This is a genomic window from Flavobacterium hercynium (assembly GCF_002217285.1).
Classification (GTDB): domain Bacteria; phylum Bacteroidota; class Bacteroidia; order Flavobacteriales; family Flavobacteriaceae; genus Flavobacterium; species Flavobacterium hercynium.
In genome coordinates, this window is the sequence record NZ_MUGW01000018.1 from 1 (window position 1) to 14,390 (window position 14,390).

At 34.2% G+C, this 14,390-nt stretch carries 13 protein-coding genes; 6 read left to right on the plus strand and 7 right to left on the minus strand.

Annotated elements, in window-relative coordinates; all coding sequences use genetic code 11:
• Positions 1-68: 68 nt before the first annotated feature.
• Positions 69-494: a helix-turn-helix domain-containing protein gene (locus tag B0A66_RS09255; protein ID WP_089049578.1), complete on the minus strand. Its 426-nt coding sequence runs from the start codon at positions 492-494 to the stop codon at positions 69-71.
• Positions 495-745: 251 nt separating this feature from the next.
• Here B0A66_RS09255 and B0A66_RS09260 point away from each other — a divergent pair, with 251 nt between their 5' ends.
• Positions 746-1,003, plus strand: coding sequence for a hypothetical protein (locus B0A66_RS09260; protein WP_089049579.1), 258 nt, complete (start codon positions 746-748; stop codon positions 1,001-1,003).
• A gap of 133 nt (positions 1,004-1,136) precedes the next feature.
• Here B0A66_RS09260 and B0A66_RS09265 read toward each other — a convergent pair whose 3' ends face one another.
• The 3 genes from B0A66_RS09265 to B0A66_RS09275 form a co-directional block, all read right to left on the minus strand.
• A complete protein-coding gene (locus tag B0A66_RS09265) occupies positions 1,137-2,294 on the minus strand; it encodes a TlpA disulfide reductase family protein (RefSeq protein WP_165766596.1) in 1,158 nt (385 codons plus the stop codon).
• Between the two features lie 190 nt (positions 2,295-2,484).
• Positions 2,485-3,258 carry a TIGR03915 family putative DNA repair protein gene (locus tag B0A66_RS09270; RefSeq protein ID WP_089049581.1) on the minus strand — a complete coding sequence of 258 codons (774 nt, stop codon included), beginning with the start codon at positions 3,256-3,258 and terminating at the stop codon, positions 2,485-2,487.
• A gap of 4 nt (positions 3,259-3,262) precedes the next feature.
• On the minus strand, positions 3,263-4,522 hold the full coding sequence (locus B0A66_RS09275; RefSeq protein WP_089049582.1) for a putative DNA modification/repair radical SAM protein: 1,260 nt from the start codon (positions 4,520-4,522) through the stop codon (positions 3,263-3,265).
• 328 nt (positions 4,523-4,850) lie between these two features.
• Here B0A66_RS09275 and B0A66_RS09280 point away from each other — a divergent pair, with 328 nt between their 5' ends.
• From B0A66_RS09280 to B0A66_RS09300, 5 genes are all read left to right on the plus strand, one after another.
• Complete coding sequence (locus B0A66_RS09280) at positions 4,851-5,219, plus strand: hypothetical protein (RefSeq protein WP_208862576.1); 369 nt, start codon at positions 4,851-4,853, stop codon at positions 5,217-5,219.
• A gap of 56 nt (positions 5,220-5,275) precedes the next feature.
• The gene (locus B0A66_RS09285) at positions 5,276-5,839 is read left to right on the plus strand and encodes a DUF6642 family protein (RefSeq protein WP_089049583.1); all 564 of its coding nucleotides are present in this window, start codon (positions 5,276-5,278) and stop codon (positions 5,837-5,839) included.
• Positions 5,840-5,842: 3 nt separating this feature from the next.
• Positions 5,843-6,763, plus strand: coding sequence for a helix-turn-helix domain-containing protein (locus B0A66_RS09290; RefSeq protein ID WP_089049584.1), 921 nt, complete (start codon positions 5,843-5,845; stop codon positions 6,761-6,763).
• 69 nt (positions 6,764-6,832) lie between these two features.
• On the plus strand, positions 6,833-7,033 hold the full coding sequence (locus B0A66_RS09295) for a hypothetical protein (protein ID WP_089049585.1): 201 nt from the start codon (positions 6,833-6,835) through the stop codon (positions 7,031-7,033).
• Between the two features lie 37 nt (positions 7,034-7,070).
• Positions 7,071-7,643, plus strand: coding sequence for a pentapeptide repeat-containing protein (locus B0A66_RS09300; RefSeq protein ID WP_089049586.1), 573 nt, complete (start codon positions 7,071-7,073; stop codon positions 7,641-7,643).
• A gap of 79 nt (positions 7,644-7,722) precedes the next feature.
• Here B0A66_RS09300 and B0A66_RS09305 read toward each other — a convergent pair whose 3' ends face one another.
• The 3 genes from B0A66_RS09305 to B0A66_RS09315 are packed head-to-tail and all read right to left on the minus strand — an operon-like array spanning position 7,723 to position 14,347.
• The gene (locus B0A66_RS09305; RefSeq protein ID WP_244283422.1) at positions 7,723-9,285 is read right to left on the minus strand and encodes a DUF5123 domain-containing protein; all 1,563 of its coding nucleotides are present in this window, start codon (positions 9,283-9,285) and stop codon (positions 7,723-7,725) included.
• Positions 9,286-9,321: 36 nt separating this feature from the next.
• Positions 9,322-11,124: a RagB/SusD family nutrient uptake outer membrane protein gene (locus B0A66_RS09310; RefSeq protein WP_089049588.1), complete on the minus strand. Its 1,803-nt coding sequence runs from the start codon at positions 11,122-11,124 to the stop codon at positions 9,322-9,324.
• Positions 11,125-11,140: 16 nt separating this feature from the next.
• Positions 11,141-14,347, minus strand: coding sequence for a SusC/RagA family TonB-linked outer membrane protein (locus tag B0A66_RS09315; RefSeq protein ID WP_089049589.1), 3,207 nt, complete (start codon positions 14,345-14,347; stop codon positions 11,141-11,143).
• Positions 14,348-14,390: the final 43 nt, after the last annotated feature.

Genomic DNA, 14,390 nt, shown 5'->3' on the forward strand with positions numbered 1-14,390 from the left:
AAATATAAAAAAAGGCATTTTTGGAACGTTACCAAAATGCCTTTTACTTAAATATCGTATCGAATTATCTACTTCTGTAATTTATCAATTAGCTTTTCGAATGTGTTCAGCATATTATCTTTTTGCCTCATAATATCGTCCTTCTCTTTTAGCATACGCTCGTATAAAGCAGTTTTTTCATCATACAATTGAACTATTTTATCTATTGGATTAATAATAGTTTGACAACCAACAAGATTTCCATTATCAACTGTATTAGAAATAATATTGACAACGTGTTCTTCACTAAAAGTATCAAAAGCTTCCACGGGAATTTTTAATACTTCGGAGATTTGTTTGAGTAATTTATAATCAATAACGTCTTTTTGCTCCAGCATTGAAATTTTCTTCTGATTCCAATCTTCACCCAAATCAAAAGCTAATGATTCTTGTTTAACGCCAAGCATTTCTCTAAAACGTTTTAAGTTTCTCCCCTGATGTATTTTCTGTTCCATAATAAATGCTGTTATCTGAAAGGCTTAACTACAAAGCCATTTAAATTAAAAGTCTGAATTTCAAAATTAAAAAAAATATCCTGTTAAATAGTCATTTTGTCAGATATAATATCTTGTTAGTAGTATTCGAAATTTCTCCTATTACTGCAAAACAAAAAAACTTTCTCTCAAACAATTAAAAAAAATTAAAAACAGCAACGAGAATTGCCTTTAAAGTAGCATTTTTGCATATTATTTAATTTACCTACAACATGGATATCGTCAAATTTAAAATCACATCAAAAACTATAAAAGTAGAAGTACGTAATTCTAATAATTATGTTTTTAATTTTAATACTGCGCTGGAGATTCAAAAAGAAGATAAAGATGTTTTATTAAAGCTGTATCATGCCTTAGATCTGCTGTTTAAGAAAGAAAATAACATTGAGGCAAAAAACTATATTTCTCCTAATCAAACTAATATTTTAGATCAAATTTCTGCTGCTGATAGTTTGGAAGAGGAAAAATAATTCAAAATAGAATTAAAAACGAAGCTTCGATTTAAAGACTCAAAATAACTTAAAAAATATGGGACAAAGATATTATTCATCTTTGTCCCATTCTGTTTTTATATGTACACGCTTTTAAGTATAATGTCTTTTATTAAAAAACTTTACTTAAAGATTCGGTTAAATCTTTCTTATTATCATCTCCTCCACCTCTCCATCTTCCTATTATTTTACCATCTTTATTTATTAAAATTTTTACAGGTATGGTAGTAACAAAATAATCTTTTTCTATGTCGCTATGGTAAGTGTTGTTTTCAATATTATCTTTAATTGCTATATGTTTCCAATTTTCAATACCGTCTTTCTTAATCGCTTTCTTCCAAGATTCTAAATCCTGATCTTTAGAGATACTCACAATTTCAAAACCATTTTCACGATATTTATTAGACAATTCTTTTAAAAACGGAAAATCTTCTCTACAAGGTGCACACCAACTTGCCCAAAAATCAAGCAAAATAACTTTTTGACCTTTAAACGAATCGAGTTTTATATGATTGTGATTAATATCTATTAAATCAAAGCCAGACGCGTTTTCACCTACTTTACTACTTTTTAATTGTTTAATTACTTTCTTAAATTCATGAGATGCATAACTTTCCTTGACTTTATCACCAAGCAGATTAAAAAGCGAATCTATTCTTTCATAGCGAAGTGCACCTTCCCTTCTTTTAATCCAAGACAATAATAGATCAGGGCTCACATATGAATTTTTGTTATCAGCAACAAACTTTAAATCAAATTCCATATTCTTTAACCGATTACTATCAATCATTTGGTCAATTTTAATAGCATTTGCTTCCAAATTGGATTTATCACCTTTAGCAAGACTCAGAGCTTCGTTATTTAATTTAAGAAGTTTATATATTGAATCACTTTCTACGAAAAGAGATTTCTTTAGTTTTACCAGATCATTATATTCATCATAGGTACGAAAAGATTTTATTTGTAAATCCCTCAAATTTTTATAATTCAATTCTAAAGTAGCTTTTTTTGGTTCTAAGTAAATAACTTCACCATTAATACCATCAAGAATAAATTCCTTATTATTGCTAATGAACGCCTTTACGGGAAATTCAATCTCCCCTTTCATAATAACTGAGTTCGATTTAATTTCGAAAGAATCAATCACAACTTTATCCGTTGTCTTATAAGTTAGATAAAACTTATTTCCTTTGCCTGAGTTCTTTACTTTTCCATTAATTTCAAAACCAGAACTTTGTCCGGTTACCGAAACTGAGAATAAAAAAACCATTTTTAAAATAAACAATTTATACATTACATCTTTTCTTTGCTGGTTCCTTCTGAAGTAAAAGGAATCTATCTATTAACTAATCATTTTTAAATTAGTAAATAATGCATTTAAAAGCCTATTCTACTGCACTTACTAATAGAACCAAATATAGAAAAAACATATTGCAAGAAGTTTAAAAGTGAGAATTTAATTACTCCAACTTCGGAATCTTCTCTGTCAAATGTTTCCAATATCGTTTAGGAAGATGCTGGAGGTGAAGTCGCATATTTTTTCTGGACTCGATGTTTACACTGGTAAAATAACGTCGCCATAAACTTTGGTAAAACTCTTCCTGCTCATCGCATAGTTCAGCTAAATATTGAGTTGAATTGGATTGCGTATTAAATTCTATTGCGACTGTGGTAACCTTTTCAAGGTCGTAATAAATGCCGTATTTGCGTTTGGCGTCATAAATTAACCAACGCTGATCTGCGTAGCGGTTTTTAAAATGTGTTTCTATTAAAGGCAAAACATCACAATCGGGCTCAACAATAGCATAATACAGCTGGTCTTTCGTTAGTTTAAAACGAACGAAGGCTTCCATTCTATGACTTTCTTTTGCTGTTAATCTTGCTGCTTTTCGAATATCCCAGACTTCACTGTTCCCTAAATCTTCTTCAACATTTTTGGAACTGGCAAATACATATTTTACAAACCGAAACATGATTTCTTCTACCTGATCTACTTCTGACAAAAAGGTGTGGTATACTCTATTTAATCCTTCTTTTGACAATCGTTGTTTGAGACCTTCTAAAACCCGGTTTGCTTTTTTAATATCTGTATTGACAAAATAGGTGGTAGAAAAAAGTAATGCAGCTGAAGGTTCTTTTTTAGCAAACACAACATCACTGAGTTTATACTCGTAAATTTCAAACACAGCGCTCAGCCAGCCTTCATAGGTTCCGTCGTAAATTACTTGTGTCATGATCTTAAAACAAAGAGAGTTGATTAGAGAAATCGTTTTTGTATTTACTTTTTTGGGAATCGAGAATCTGATCTTTAATTTGAACAGCCGTTAAATCCTTTTGCAATAAAAATGGAGAAGCAAATGCCAAAAAGTATTTTGCACGACTGTAAGCGATACCTAACTTTTGAAGATCCTGCGGTGCCAATTTTTTAAATTTTCGGGCTGCGACAATTTTCTGTGCGCCTAAAAAACCAATTCCGGGAATACGTTTTACCAAATCGAGATCAGCGGTATTGATATCTACCGGAAACTGATTTAGATTACGCAAAGCCCATCCTAACTTAGGGTCGATATCAAGATCCAGATTGGGCTGGTTGAAACCTACAATCTCATTTACATTAAAACCATAATTCCGAATCAGCCAATCGGCTTGGTATAATCGGTTTTCACGAATAATGGGAACCGGAGTTCCTATCGCCGGAAGACGATTATCATGACTAATTGGTACGTAACCGGAATAATAAACACGCTTCATACTCATTTTTTGATAGAAATAATCTGCCATGCCTAAAATCTCGAGATCGCTTTCTTTCGTTGCGCCTATTACCATTTGTGTACTTTGACCCGCTGGCGCAAAAAGTGGTGCTTTGTAATTTAGTTTCTTTTCTTCTTTATAGCCAATGATTTCATTTTTCAGATACTCCATTGGTTTAATAACGTCTTTGTGGTTTTTATCCGGAGCGAGTAATTTAAGGCTTTGTTCTGTTGGCATTTCAACATTTACACTCAAACGATCTGCATACATACCTGCTTCTTTTAGCAATTCGTCACTTGCTCCCGGAATTGCTTTGAGATGAATGTAACCATTAAAATTATGATCCTGGCGTAGTTTTTTGGCTATTCTAACCAAACGTTCCATAGTCGCATCGGCATTATCAAAAATACCGGAGCTTAAAAAAAGTCCTTCAATGTAATTCCTTCTGTAAAATCCAATGGTGAGTTCAACAACCTCATCGACTGTAAAAGCAGCTCTTTTGATATCGTTGCTTTTTCTACTGACACAATATGCGCAGTCAAAAATACAATGATTGGTCAGTAAAATTTTCAGTAGTGATACACAGCGTCCGTCTTCGGTAAAGGAATGACAAATACCGTAACCTTTGGCATCGCCTAAGCCTTTGTCTTTATTTTTTCGGTTACTTAAAGCAGAGGAACAGGAAACATCATATTTCGCAGCATCCGCAAGTATCCCTAATTTCTCCATTACTCTTTCGTTTACCATTTTGACGTTTTTTTTATTGCTTTGGAACTACAATTTGTTTCCTGTCAAAATTACTGCTTCGGCAAAAGAAAAGAGCGTAAAGCACTGTTCCAAATTGTATCAAATTTTAGTAATGCCCTTTATTACAAAACAATACAAGAATTAGATTAATTTCATTACCACATTCAAAAACAGGTAATTATACGGGTTAATTAATACATCAGAAAAAACGATTTTTGCAACAAAAACAAACAAACCGTGTAAATTTCTTAATAAAAAACCATACATTAGCAATAAATCAATCTATTACACTCTAATAACTAAACATAAAACAATTAAAAAACATACTATGGAAAACCTTTGGTGTTGGCGTTGCAAAATGAAAGTACCGATGTTGAATGAAGAAGAATATCGTATTGCCTCTACATTATATCGTGAAGGATTTGAAACTGGAAAGTGTAATATGACACGACAAGAACGTTTCAAGGATTTATTGAATTACTACAAAGCGCTAACCGGTTACGACGAAACAGAACCAAACGCTATTATGCATCACCGTATTGAATTGTACGGTCCGCCCTGCGAATGTTGCGGTAAACCCTACCGAACTTCTAAAGCTTCTTTTTGTGCCGCATGCGGATATAAGAGACCCAACTTCTTATTAGAATCTTTAGAAAAATCAGAAAGTAAATGGTGGCAGAAATTTATACCTTTGTAGAAAATGAAGAAAAAATCAATTTTCATCACTTATCAGCAAACAGAAAGTAAAATTTTATGGATTATGAAAAATTCATTTTCTGCCTGGAAGGGGTTCCGGATGTAGATACCACAAAAACTACAGATGTAGTAAAAAATTTAGAAGAAATAGCACTTGATCAGGGGATTTCAAGCATTTACAGAACCTGCGATACTATTGAAGGTTTAGAAGAAAGCCTAAACATATTACTTTATGAAGATCATAATTTTAAGGATTATGAAATCATTTATTTGGTAATGCCGGGTGAACCAAATACTATTTGCCTTCATGATTATTACTATAGTCTTGAAGAAATAGCAGAACTTTTTGAAGGAAAGATGAAAGGAAAAGTCATTCACTTTGCTAATAAAAAAATACTGGATTTAACCAACGACGAAGCGCAATACTTCCTGGACATTACGGGAGCACGTGCCATTTCGGGCTACGGATCTACTTATAATAAAATCGCCAGCTGCAGCACAATCGACAAAGCTTTTTTTAGTTTTTATCAGGAGAATGATGACTTGAAAGAAGTGGTTGAAGAATTATACCAAAAACATTATAACTTGTGTAAGCTGCTCGATTTTAGATTGTACTACTAAGAAATGAAAACAAAAACAGTTGAAAACGTAAAAACATACGGCGGAAAAAGCTTCAGGGATACATTTCTTGGAGCAGAAAACCCAATACACTTACTTTTCAACTCAAATTCAGATCACTTTTTTTGTTTGGAATTTCAGGATGTAATGCGATTGCGATATACTGTCCCTCCTTCTAAACACAGTTGTCATACGATGATTTTTGTTACTTCCGGTGGTCATAAAATGAAACTGGGTCATGAAGAGCATTTAACGATTGCCAATGAAATAATGGTAGTTCCTGCTGGTCATATTTTTTCAATTACTGAAATTGACATGAAACAGACAGGTTACATTTGTCAGTTTCATCCGGATATTCTGATCGGAAAATACGGAAGCCGGGAAATGATTAATGAATTTGATTTTTTAAAAATATCCGGCAATCCGAAAATTAAACTTTCGCTGGAAGATGTGCCTTCTGTTACCAATATTTTAGAGCGGTTAAAACTAGAATTTCTAACCAATGAAAGCATTAATCTGAATATTGTACAAGCATACCTGATTGCGCTATTTTACGAAATGAATAAAAAAAACGTAAAAGCTACTAAAAGCATTTCGGCTGCAGAAGTTTTAACGGGAAGGTTCAAAGAATTAATTCACGCTAATATCAAAACGCAGCATCAGGTTACTTTTTATGCTTCGCAAATGAATATTACGCCCAACCATTTAAACAAAGCTGTAAAAACGGTAACGGGTAAATCTGCCACCAAATGGATTGATGAAACCATTTTACTCGAAGCTAAATATTTACTGTTTCAAACTACACTTTCTGTAAGCGAAATCGCCATGCAGGTAGGACATGAGGATCATTCTTACTTTAGCAGATTCTTTAAAAAACACGAAGGAATTAGTCCTGTTCAATATCGAAAAATGATTGATAAGTCCTAATTATTGATTACCAAATCCTATCAAACTCTTTTTGATTTGCGGAAATTTGCCCTGCAAAAAAAGTAAATTATGATTTATGTTTATAAAACAACGGTTGATTCTAAAGTAAAACTAGAGTTGGCAACCCAAGTGCTAAACGAGTTATTACCAGATGCGCTTTGGAATTTTGATCTGGAAGATTGTGATAATATTTTGAGAATCGACAGCAAGAGAGAAATAAATCAATCTATTCTGAAAAACAATATTTTCGATTACGTCGAATTGGAATAACATTTATCTTTTATCTCTTCAACCTCAACAATATAGCATGGATACGGCCTTACAACAAAACAAAACATTTGACTCGATTGATTATTCGGAACAAAGAATTTCAGAAAATGAATTTATTAACTGCGAATTTATCAACTGTAACTTTTCTAAAAGCGATTTCAGTTCGATTGATTTTTTAGATTGCACTTTCAAAAACTGCAATCTTTCACTGGCAACGCTTAGAAATACGGGTTTAAAAAATATTACTTTCACAGGATGCAAACTAATGGGGCTTGACTTTAGTGCGAGCAACAGTTTTTTGTTTTCTATGCATTTTAATGATTGTCTTCTTGATTATTCGACTTTTATTTACAAGAAACTAAAGAAGACAAACTTCGTTGATTGTTCTTTAAAAGATGTCGATTTCTCTAATACTGATTTAGGTTATGCAGTTTTCAAAAATTGTGATCTTAGCCATGCTACTTTTATGGATTGCATTTTAGAAAAAACCGATTTTAGATCTTCACGCAATTATGCTTTTGATCCTTCAGAAAACAAAATAAAAAAGACCAAAGTGTCGCAAGCGGCCTTAGCAGGTTTACTTGAAAAATTCGATTTAGATATCGAGTAATACGATTATAGTAAAAACAAAAATGGATACAGCTTTACAACTGTATCCATTTTTTATAAAAAACTATAAACATGAAACGTTATTTTCTCCAACGAGGATCTCCTACTGCATTATCAATCAGCGTTTGATTTTTAAGTGTAAAATCACCTGCAGCTGCGTCAGCGAATTGCGGATTTAAAGTTGTTCCTGAAGCATCTACTCTATTTGAAGCAATGCCTGTATCTTTAAAACCAGGAGCATTAAAATAATTATTATTAGAGAATGTTGGTGGCGTCAAAGTTGTCTGACTCATATATACCGTTGTTGGTGCAACATCAGCTATCAATGTATTTCTTACCGTTGAGGCATTAGATATAAAACGAATGTATAAGATTCTTTTTGAAGCAGTTACATCTGATACTTTATACAACGTACAGGCATCTATAAGAACATTGGTTGTTAGTCCCTGACCTGTAAGTCCTGTAGCGGCATCTACTCTCACGAAATCACGGTTTGTAGAACAAGTATCGAACGTGCTGTTTTTAACAACAATATCAGTAACATGCGTATTTCTAAAGTCAATAAAATCAGCCCCTCCATTTGTATTTACATTTTTAACAATAGTATTATCAACTGTAAATGATTTTACTTTTGCTGAAGCTGCATTTGCAGAAATTAAAGCACGAGTGTATTCATGTACCTTACAACCGCTTATCAATATATCTTCCCAAATGGCGCTTGCTCCGGACATTGTTATTAGAGACGCATTGGTAATTGTTGATGCTTCTAAATCTAAATCTATTAAACTTAATGAAGTAGCACTCGCAGTCATGGTAAAAGTTACATGTAATTTTGGTTTATCAAAACTTCTTAAGCCTCTAATCGTAACTGGCTTAGTTAATGAGATATCGCCCGTAAACGGATAATCACCTGCCGCTAATACTAAGGTAGCACCTGGAGCTGCAGCAGCAATTGCAGCTACTAAATCATCTGTTGGCTGAATTAACACTCCACTTCCGATGTCGATTCCGGTTTTAAAACTTGCTACACCTCTTTTTTTGGTATTATTAAACAAATCAACGGTATAATCTGTTTCTCCTGTTAAGTCAGTAATTGTAACAACTCCTGCTGCTTTTTCTTCATCCGTAAGGGTACGTTTAATTTCACCCGGATTGACCACAATATGTGTTACAGCGCTATTCGGAGTCCATCTTAAAATGGCAAATTTCGCATCTATATCAGTATCAAGACCTGCAATAAAAATTTGTTCAGATAAGGTTGTTGCTGTAATAACTGTCCATTTAGAATCTGCTATTCCAGTGGCACTTACCGCTTTTAAACGAATAGAATATACTGTTTCACCATCTAATTGTACCTGTACAGGTAATTGTGCGGCTGTAACCTGAATAGTTTTAAAAATAGTTTTAAAATCAGCATCATCAGCACTAAATTCTACTACATAATGATCTGCCTTTTCAGTTGGAGTCCAATTTAATTCAACTATTGTTTGGCTTCTTACTCTTGCTGTTAATCCAATAGGAGAAAATTCTCTTGTGGTCGTGATATCATTTAATACTTCGTCATTAAAACTATCGCAGCCCGCTATCGAAAATGCCAGTATTAAAGTCGCTAGTAATCCTTTTATTATAGATTTTGTTTTCATAAACATTATACTTTATAATTATTTTATCGTGCGTTATTAATAACCATAATCGTTAACTAACTGCCCATTACTTCCGTTAATAAGCTTTTGCCATATTGGCCAAAACTGTCTGGTATTTGGATCAACCCCTAATTTATATATTGAATTTATTTTACTGTCTGTAAGTGTATTCCATTCAAAAGAAGTATATGTCGGACCCGGATTTACAGATTCTCCTCTGTTAAGTCCATAAATATCAAGCGTTACTTTGTCCTCTTTATATTTAAAATACAATGTAGTTGGCACCGCTGCATAATCGCCGGTACGTTTTTGTAGATCAAACATTTTTTGTTTGGCTTCATCTAATTTTACTTTAAGCAAATTCCAGCGAATAAGTGCTTGTTTACGCTCCATTTCACCTGTAAACTCAAATTTATTTTCGTCAACAATAGCAGTAAACATAGCTTCTTTGCTGCTTAGAGCATCTACATAAACATCAACTTTATCCGCCTGATCTACGGCAGCAAATGCTCTGCGGCGTATTTCTTTTAAGTATGGAGCTGCAGCACCAGGACCTTCTAGTTCATTGGCTGCTTCTGCTGCAATCAAAAGTACTTCGGCATAACGCATGTAGATTTTGTTTACTCCATCATCATTTGTAGAGGTTACGTGACGTGTCATCCATTCGTAACGGTATTTTCCAAAACACCATTTGTTTAAAGCTCCAAGTTCTTGCTTAGCAATTCCATCTGTAGGTTTACCATAAATGTAAGGTACACAAGTAACATCTCTACGAGTATCTGCCTGATCATAATCGTAAAAAATAAAAGGAAGCGGACCCGCAGTACCACCACGATTAAGACCATTAGAATGAAACTGATCATTGTCTGTATGTCTTACAGCAAAGCTAAACAATACTCTTCCTCTACCATCTGCAAACGGAATTTCCCAAAGTGACTCTCCTCCTGCTGTTGTATTTTCCTGATTGTATTTTTTCCAGAATCCTTCGAATGTAGTCTCTAAATGTGCTCTTCCACTTTCTATTACGCTTCTTGATTCGTCTAATGCTAATTTGTACATCGCTGCTACAGAAAGATCTGGATCTTTACTTCTTCTAACGCCATCAGGATATTGTTGGAAACCGCTGGCAACTAACGCTAAACGAGCACGTAATCCTTTTACAAAAGCTTTATTTACACGTTCTACACTATTCGTTGCAGCTGTTTCGTTTGGCCATGGAACTAATGTAGCCGCTTCACCTAAATCTGCAATAAGTTGTTTGTAAATCACATCTCTGCTTGATTTCGGTATATAAATTGTCGCAGAACTTACCGGTTCAAATCGCGCTGGTATATCACCATGTGCTTTTAATAAATCTGCATAATAAACTGCACGCAATGTTAAAGCTTCTCCCAATAAATAACCAAGTTCTGATCCTGGCGTTGGATTTCCGTATTGACGCAACCCTTTAATACAAACATTGGCACGCTCAATTCCGGAATACATAGATGTCCAAGGATTTCCTCCTCCAGTAAGTGTTACCTCAACATCCATCTGACTGTTGATTGATTTAGTATCATAAATACTTAAATCTGCTTTATCATCTGAAGTAGATTCTGAAGCATTGAACCATTCAACGTCAGTATTAAATCCATAGTACGGTATAAAACGTCCTCGGTGTCCATTGGTATCTCCAAACGGAATTTTAATTCCGTCTACCGCTCCTTTTGCTAATCCTGCGTTAGAAAAAAGTGTTTCTTCTTCTACTGTTGATTGTGCAGGAGCTTCAAGAAAATCTTTCTCACAAGAACTAAAAAATCCTGCTATAAGTAATCCTGCTATAATTATTTTATGTTTCATTTTGATACGTTTTAAATTAGAAATTAAGGTTTAAACCAAAAACCAACTGCTTGCTGCGCGGATATGCTGAATAATCAACTCCTGGTGTCAGCGGCGTATTTCTTCTGGTTGATACTTCAGGATCTGGTCCAGAGTATTTTGTCCATAAGAAAACATTGGTTGCGGTAAGGTAAAATCTTAATTTAGAAACCCCAATTGCTGAAGTCAGAGACGTTGGAGATGTATACCCTAACGTAAGTGTGTTAAGTCTTAAGAAAGAACCATCTTCAACAGCCCAATCATTAAACACGAAACGATTCATATACGGAGACCACATTGTGGTGTTGGCATTAAGCGCTGTTAATGCAGCAGGATCTGTTACCAATTGTCCTGTTGAAGAATCAACATTTGTCCATCTTGTACCATCAGCCATTTGTGAACTTAAATTTCTGTATTGTCCGTTTGGAGTAGAACTTGTGAACTCTACTTTATTAGCGTTGTAAACATCATTTCCAACACTGTAGTTAAAAGATGCTGAAAGATCAAAACCATAAGCATTACCATTAATTACAAAACCTCCTGTATATTTTGGATTCGAATTTCCGATAACTTCACGATCTGCAATTGTTACCACACCATCGCCATTTAAATCTTTCAATTTCATAGAACCCGGCTGAACGTTTCCAACAATTGTTGAGCTGTTTGCAACACCTGGTTTCAACGTATATTTTGTACCATCATAATCAAAATCAGCTACTTCATAACGGCCATCGTTTCTATAACCATACATAGAACCTAGTGCCTGACCAACATTTACCTGAAAATCATCACCAATTGCTGAATTCCATGTACTTGCTGCATTGAAGTTACTCATTACGCCAAGAGAGTTAATACGGTTTTTATTGAAACCAATGTTAAACGCAAAGCTCAATCCATAATTTTGCTTTTGTAAAGCAATAACATTCAAAGTTCCTTCGATACCTGTATTTTGAGTTTCTCCCATATTTCTGTATTGTGATGCATAACCTGATCCCGGAATTAGGAAGTTTACCAAAAGATCCTGTGTCACATTTTTATACATCTCAACCGAACCATTGATACGGCTTTTGAAGAAATCAAAATCTAAACCTAAGTTCTGAGTTACTGTAGTTTCCCATTTCAAATCCGGATTGATTAATGTACTTGGCGGTGCCCAAAAATTGTTTACACCATTTATCCATGCAGATTGCGAAGAGAAAAAGGTTTGCATCGTTTGTCCTGTCGGAATGTTATTGTTTCCTGCTTCACCATAACTTACTCTTACTTTTAAAGAGTTGATCCATGAAACATCTTTTAAGAAACTTTCTTCAGAAATTTTCCACGCAACTGCAGCTGCCGGGAAATAGCCCCATTTATTATCTCCTAAGAATTTGCTTGAACCATCGGCACGGTAAGTAGCGGTAAATAAGTAACGATCTTTGTAATCATAATTTACACGACCAAAAAACGAAAGCAATTTATCATCGGCAAAGTAATAATTGTCTACAGCTATTGGTGTAGCTTGCGACGTTAGTTTTCTTGATTGGTCAAAACTAAAGAATTTTGGAAAACCTTGTAAAACATCTGTTGCATCATTTCTTTGATAATCAATTGATTCTTCACCAACCAAAACTCTCAAACTATGATCTTCACCCAATGACTTTTTAAAATCATAATTAAGTGTATTTGCATTTCTGAAACGTGTATCTTTTCTATCGCTCATAATCATCGCCGGCATACCTTGAAGTGTAGCAGCTGGTCTATTAGCAACGTAATAAGTAGAACGTCCGTAGAAACGGTAATCTAAATAGTTGTAATTATCTAATCCTAAATCAGTTTTAAATACTAATTTGTCTGTCAGTTTCCATGAAAAACTTCCTAACATATTAAAGTTCTTTCTTAATTGCTGACGGTTGTTATCTGCTGTCGCAACAAAAGGATTTACTAAATAGCTGGATAATGCTTCGTCTGTATCATCTGTAGTTAATCCCGGCATTGGAATTGGTGCATAACCTACTACGTGTTTTAAACGAGAATCATTTGAAGAGAATTCGTTTTGCTCATTTGCTCCACCTCCGTTAATTTCTGTATCAGAATAACGCATTGTAAAAGCAAGATCTACTTTGTCACTCACTTTACTTTTTAAGGCAAGAGATAAGTTGTTTCTCTTAAAGTCAGAACTCTGCATAATCGCAGTTTCATCATAATGCGCATAATTAAAGTTGAAGTTTATTTTATCCGTACCACCACGAATTCCTAAATCACGGCTCTGAACTTCTCCTGTACGACCGTAAATTTGTTTTTGCCAATTATCACCTTTTATACCTTGATATAAATCCTGATCCTGCCATTGTCCAAAATATTTTTCATATGAATTCAAATCTTTTGCAAGCAAAGCATACTCATATTGCCATTTTACGAAATCATCCGGTGCCAAAACGTCAATATCGTTTGCCATTTGTTTCATTCCGTAAAACATATTAAAGTTTACTGCAATTTTTCCGTCTTTACCACTTTTAGTTGTAATGATGATAACTCCGTTCGCTCCTCTGGAACCATAAATTGCTGTAGAAGAAGCATCTTTTAGCGTTGTTATCGTTTCAATATCTGAAGGAGAAACGTCATTCATACTATTTACAGGAAAACCATCAACAATAATAAGAGGAGAACTATCCTGCGTTAATGATCCACCACCACGAATTCTAATTTTAATTTCAGAATCCGGAGAACCTTCAGATGACATTACCTGAACTCCGGCAATACGTCCTGTTAAAGCTTCTGCAACGTTGGCAATAGGTGTTTTTCGAACATCATTACCAGATAATGTAGAAACCGCACCTGTTAAATCTGATTTTTTTACAGATCCGTAACCAACCACAACAACTTCGTTTAGGTTGTTGGCATCTTCAGAAAGTGTGACATCGATTTTTGATTTTCCTTCAACAGTAAACTCTCTGGTTTTAAAACCTATGAAAGAAAAAGTTAATACTGCTTTTGGGTTTGAAACTTTAATTTTATAACGCCCGTCAAAATCTGTCGAAGCGCTATTTTTTGTTCCTTTTTCAAGAATATTAACTCCTGGCAAAGTCAAACCTGCAGCATCCTTAACTGTACCTTCAAGTGTTAGATTCTGCGCACTTACCTTATTAGTCAGGAATAAGCATAATAAGAAAACAATCGCAACAAAGCGGTTTGTTCCTTTATTAAATAAATCTTTAAAATTCATGGTTTACTGTTTAAATTATTAATTAGTCTAGTTTTATTGTGGG

Coding starts and splice junctions, on each gene's coding strand:
- B0A66_RS09285 (WP_089049583.1), top strand. CDS start 5,276: ATGGATTATGAAAAATTCATTTTCTGCCTGGAAGGGGTTCCGGATGTA.
- B0A66_RS09305 (WP_244283422.1), bottom strand. CDS start 9,285: ATGAAAACAAAATCTATAATAAAAGGATTACTAGCGACTTTAATACTG.
- B0A66_RS09255 (WP_089049578.1), bottom strand. CDS start 494: ATGGAACAGAAAATACATCAGGGGAGAAACTTAAAACGTTTTAGAGAA.
- B0A66_RS09270 (WP_089049581.1), bottom strand. CDS start 3,258: ATGACACAAGTAATTTACGACGGAACCTATGAAGGCTGGCTGAGCGCT.
- B0A66_RS09265 (WP_165766596.1), bottom strand. CDS start 2,294: ATGGTTTTTTTATTCTCAGTTTCGGTAACCGGACAAAGTTCTGGTTTT.
- B0A66_RS09275 (WP_089049582.1), bottom strand. CDS start 4,522: ATGGTAAACGAAAGAGTAATGGAGAAATTAGGGATACTTGCGGATGCT.
- B0A66_RS09295 (WP_089049585.1), top strand. CDS start 6,833: ATGATTTATGTTTATAAAACAACGGTTGATTCTAAAGTAAAACTAGAG.
- B0A66_RS09300 (WP_089049586.1), top strand. CDS start 7,071: ATGGATACGGCCTTACAACAAAACAAAACATTTGACTCGATTGATTAT.
- B0A66_RS09280 (WP_208862576.1), top strand. CDS start 4,851: ATGGAAAACCTTTGGTGTTGGCGTTGCAAAATGAAAGTACCGATGTTG.
- B0A66_RS09260 (WP_089049579.1), top strand. CDS start 746: ATGGATATCGTCAAATTTAAAATCACATCAAAAACTATAAAAGTAGAA.
- B0A66_RS09315 (WP_089049589.1), bottom strand. CDS start 14,347: ATGAATTTTAAAGATTTATTTAATAAAGGAACAAACCGCTTTGTTGCG.
- B0A66_RS09290 (WP_089049584.1), top strand. CDS start 5,843: ATGAAAACAAAAACAGTTGAAAACGTAAAAACATACGGCGGAAAAAGC.
- B0A66_RS09310 (WP_089049588.1), bottom strand. CDS start 11,124: ATGAAACATAAAATAATTATAGCAGGATTACTTATAGCAGGATTTTTT.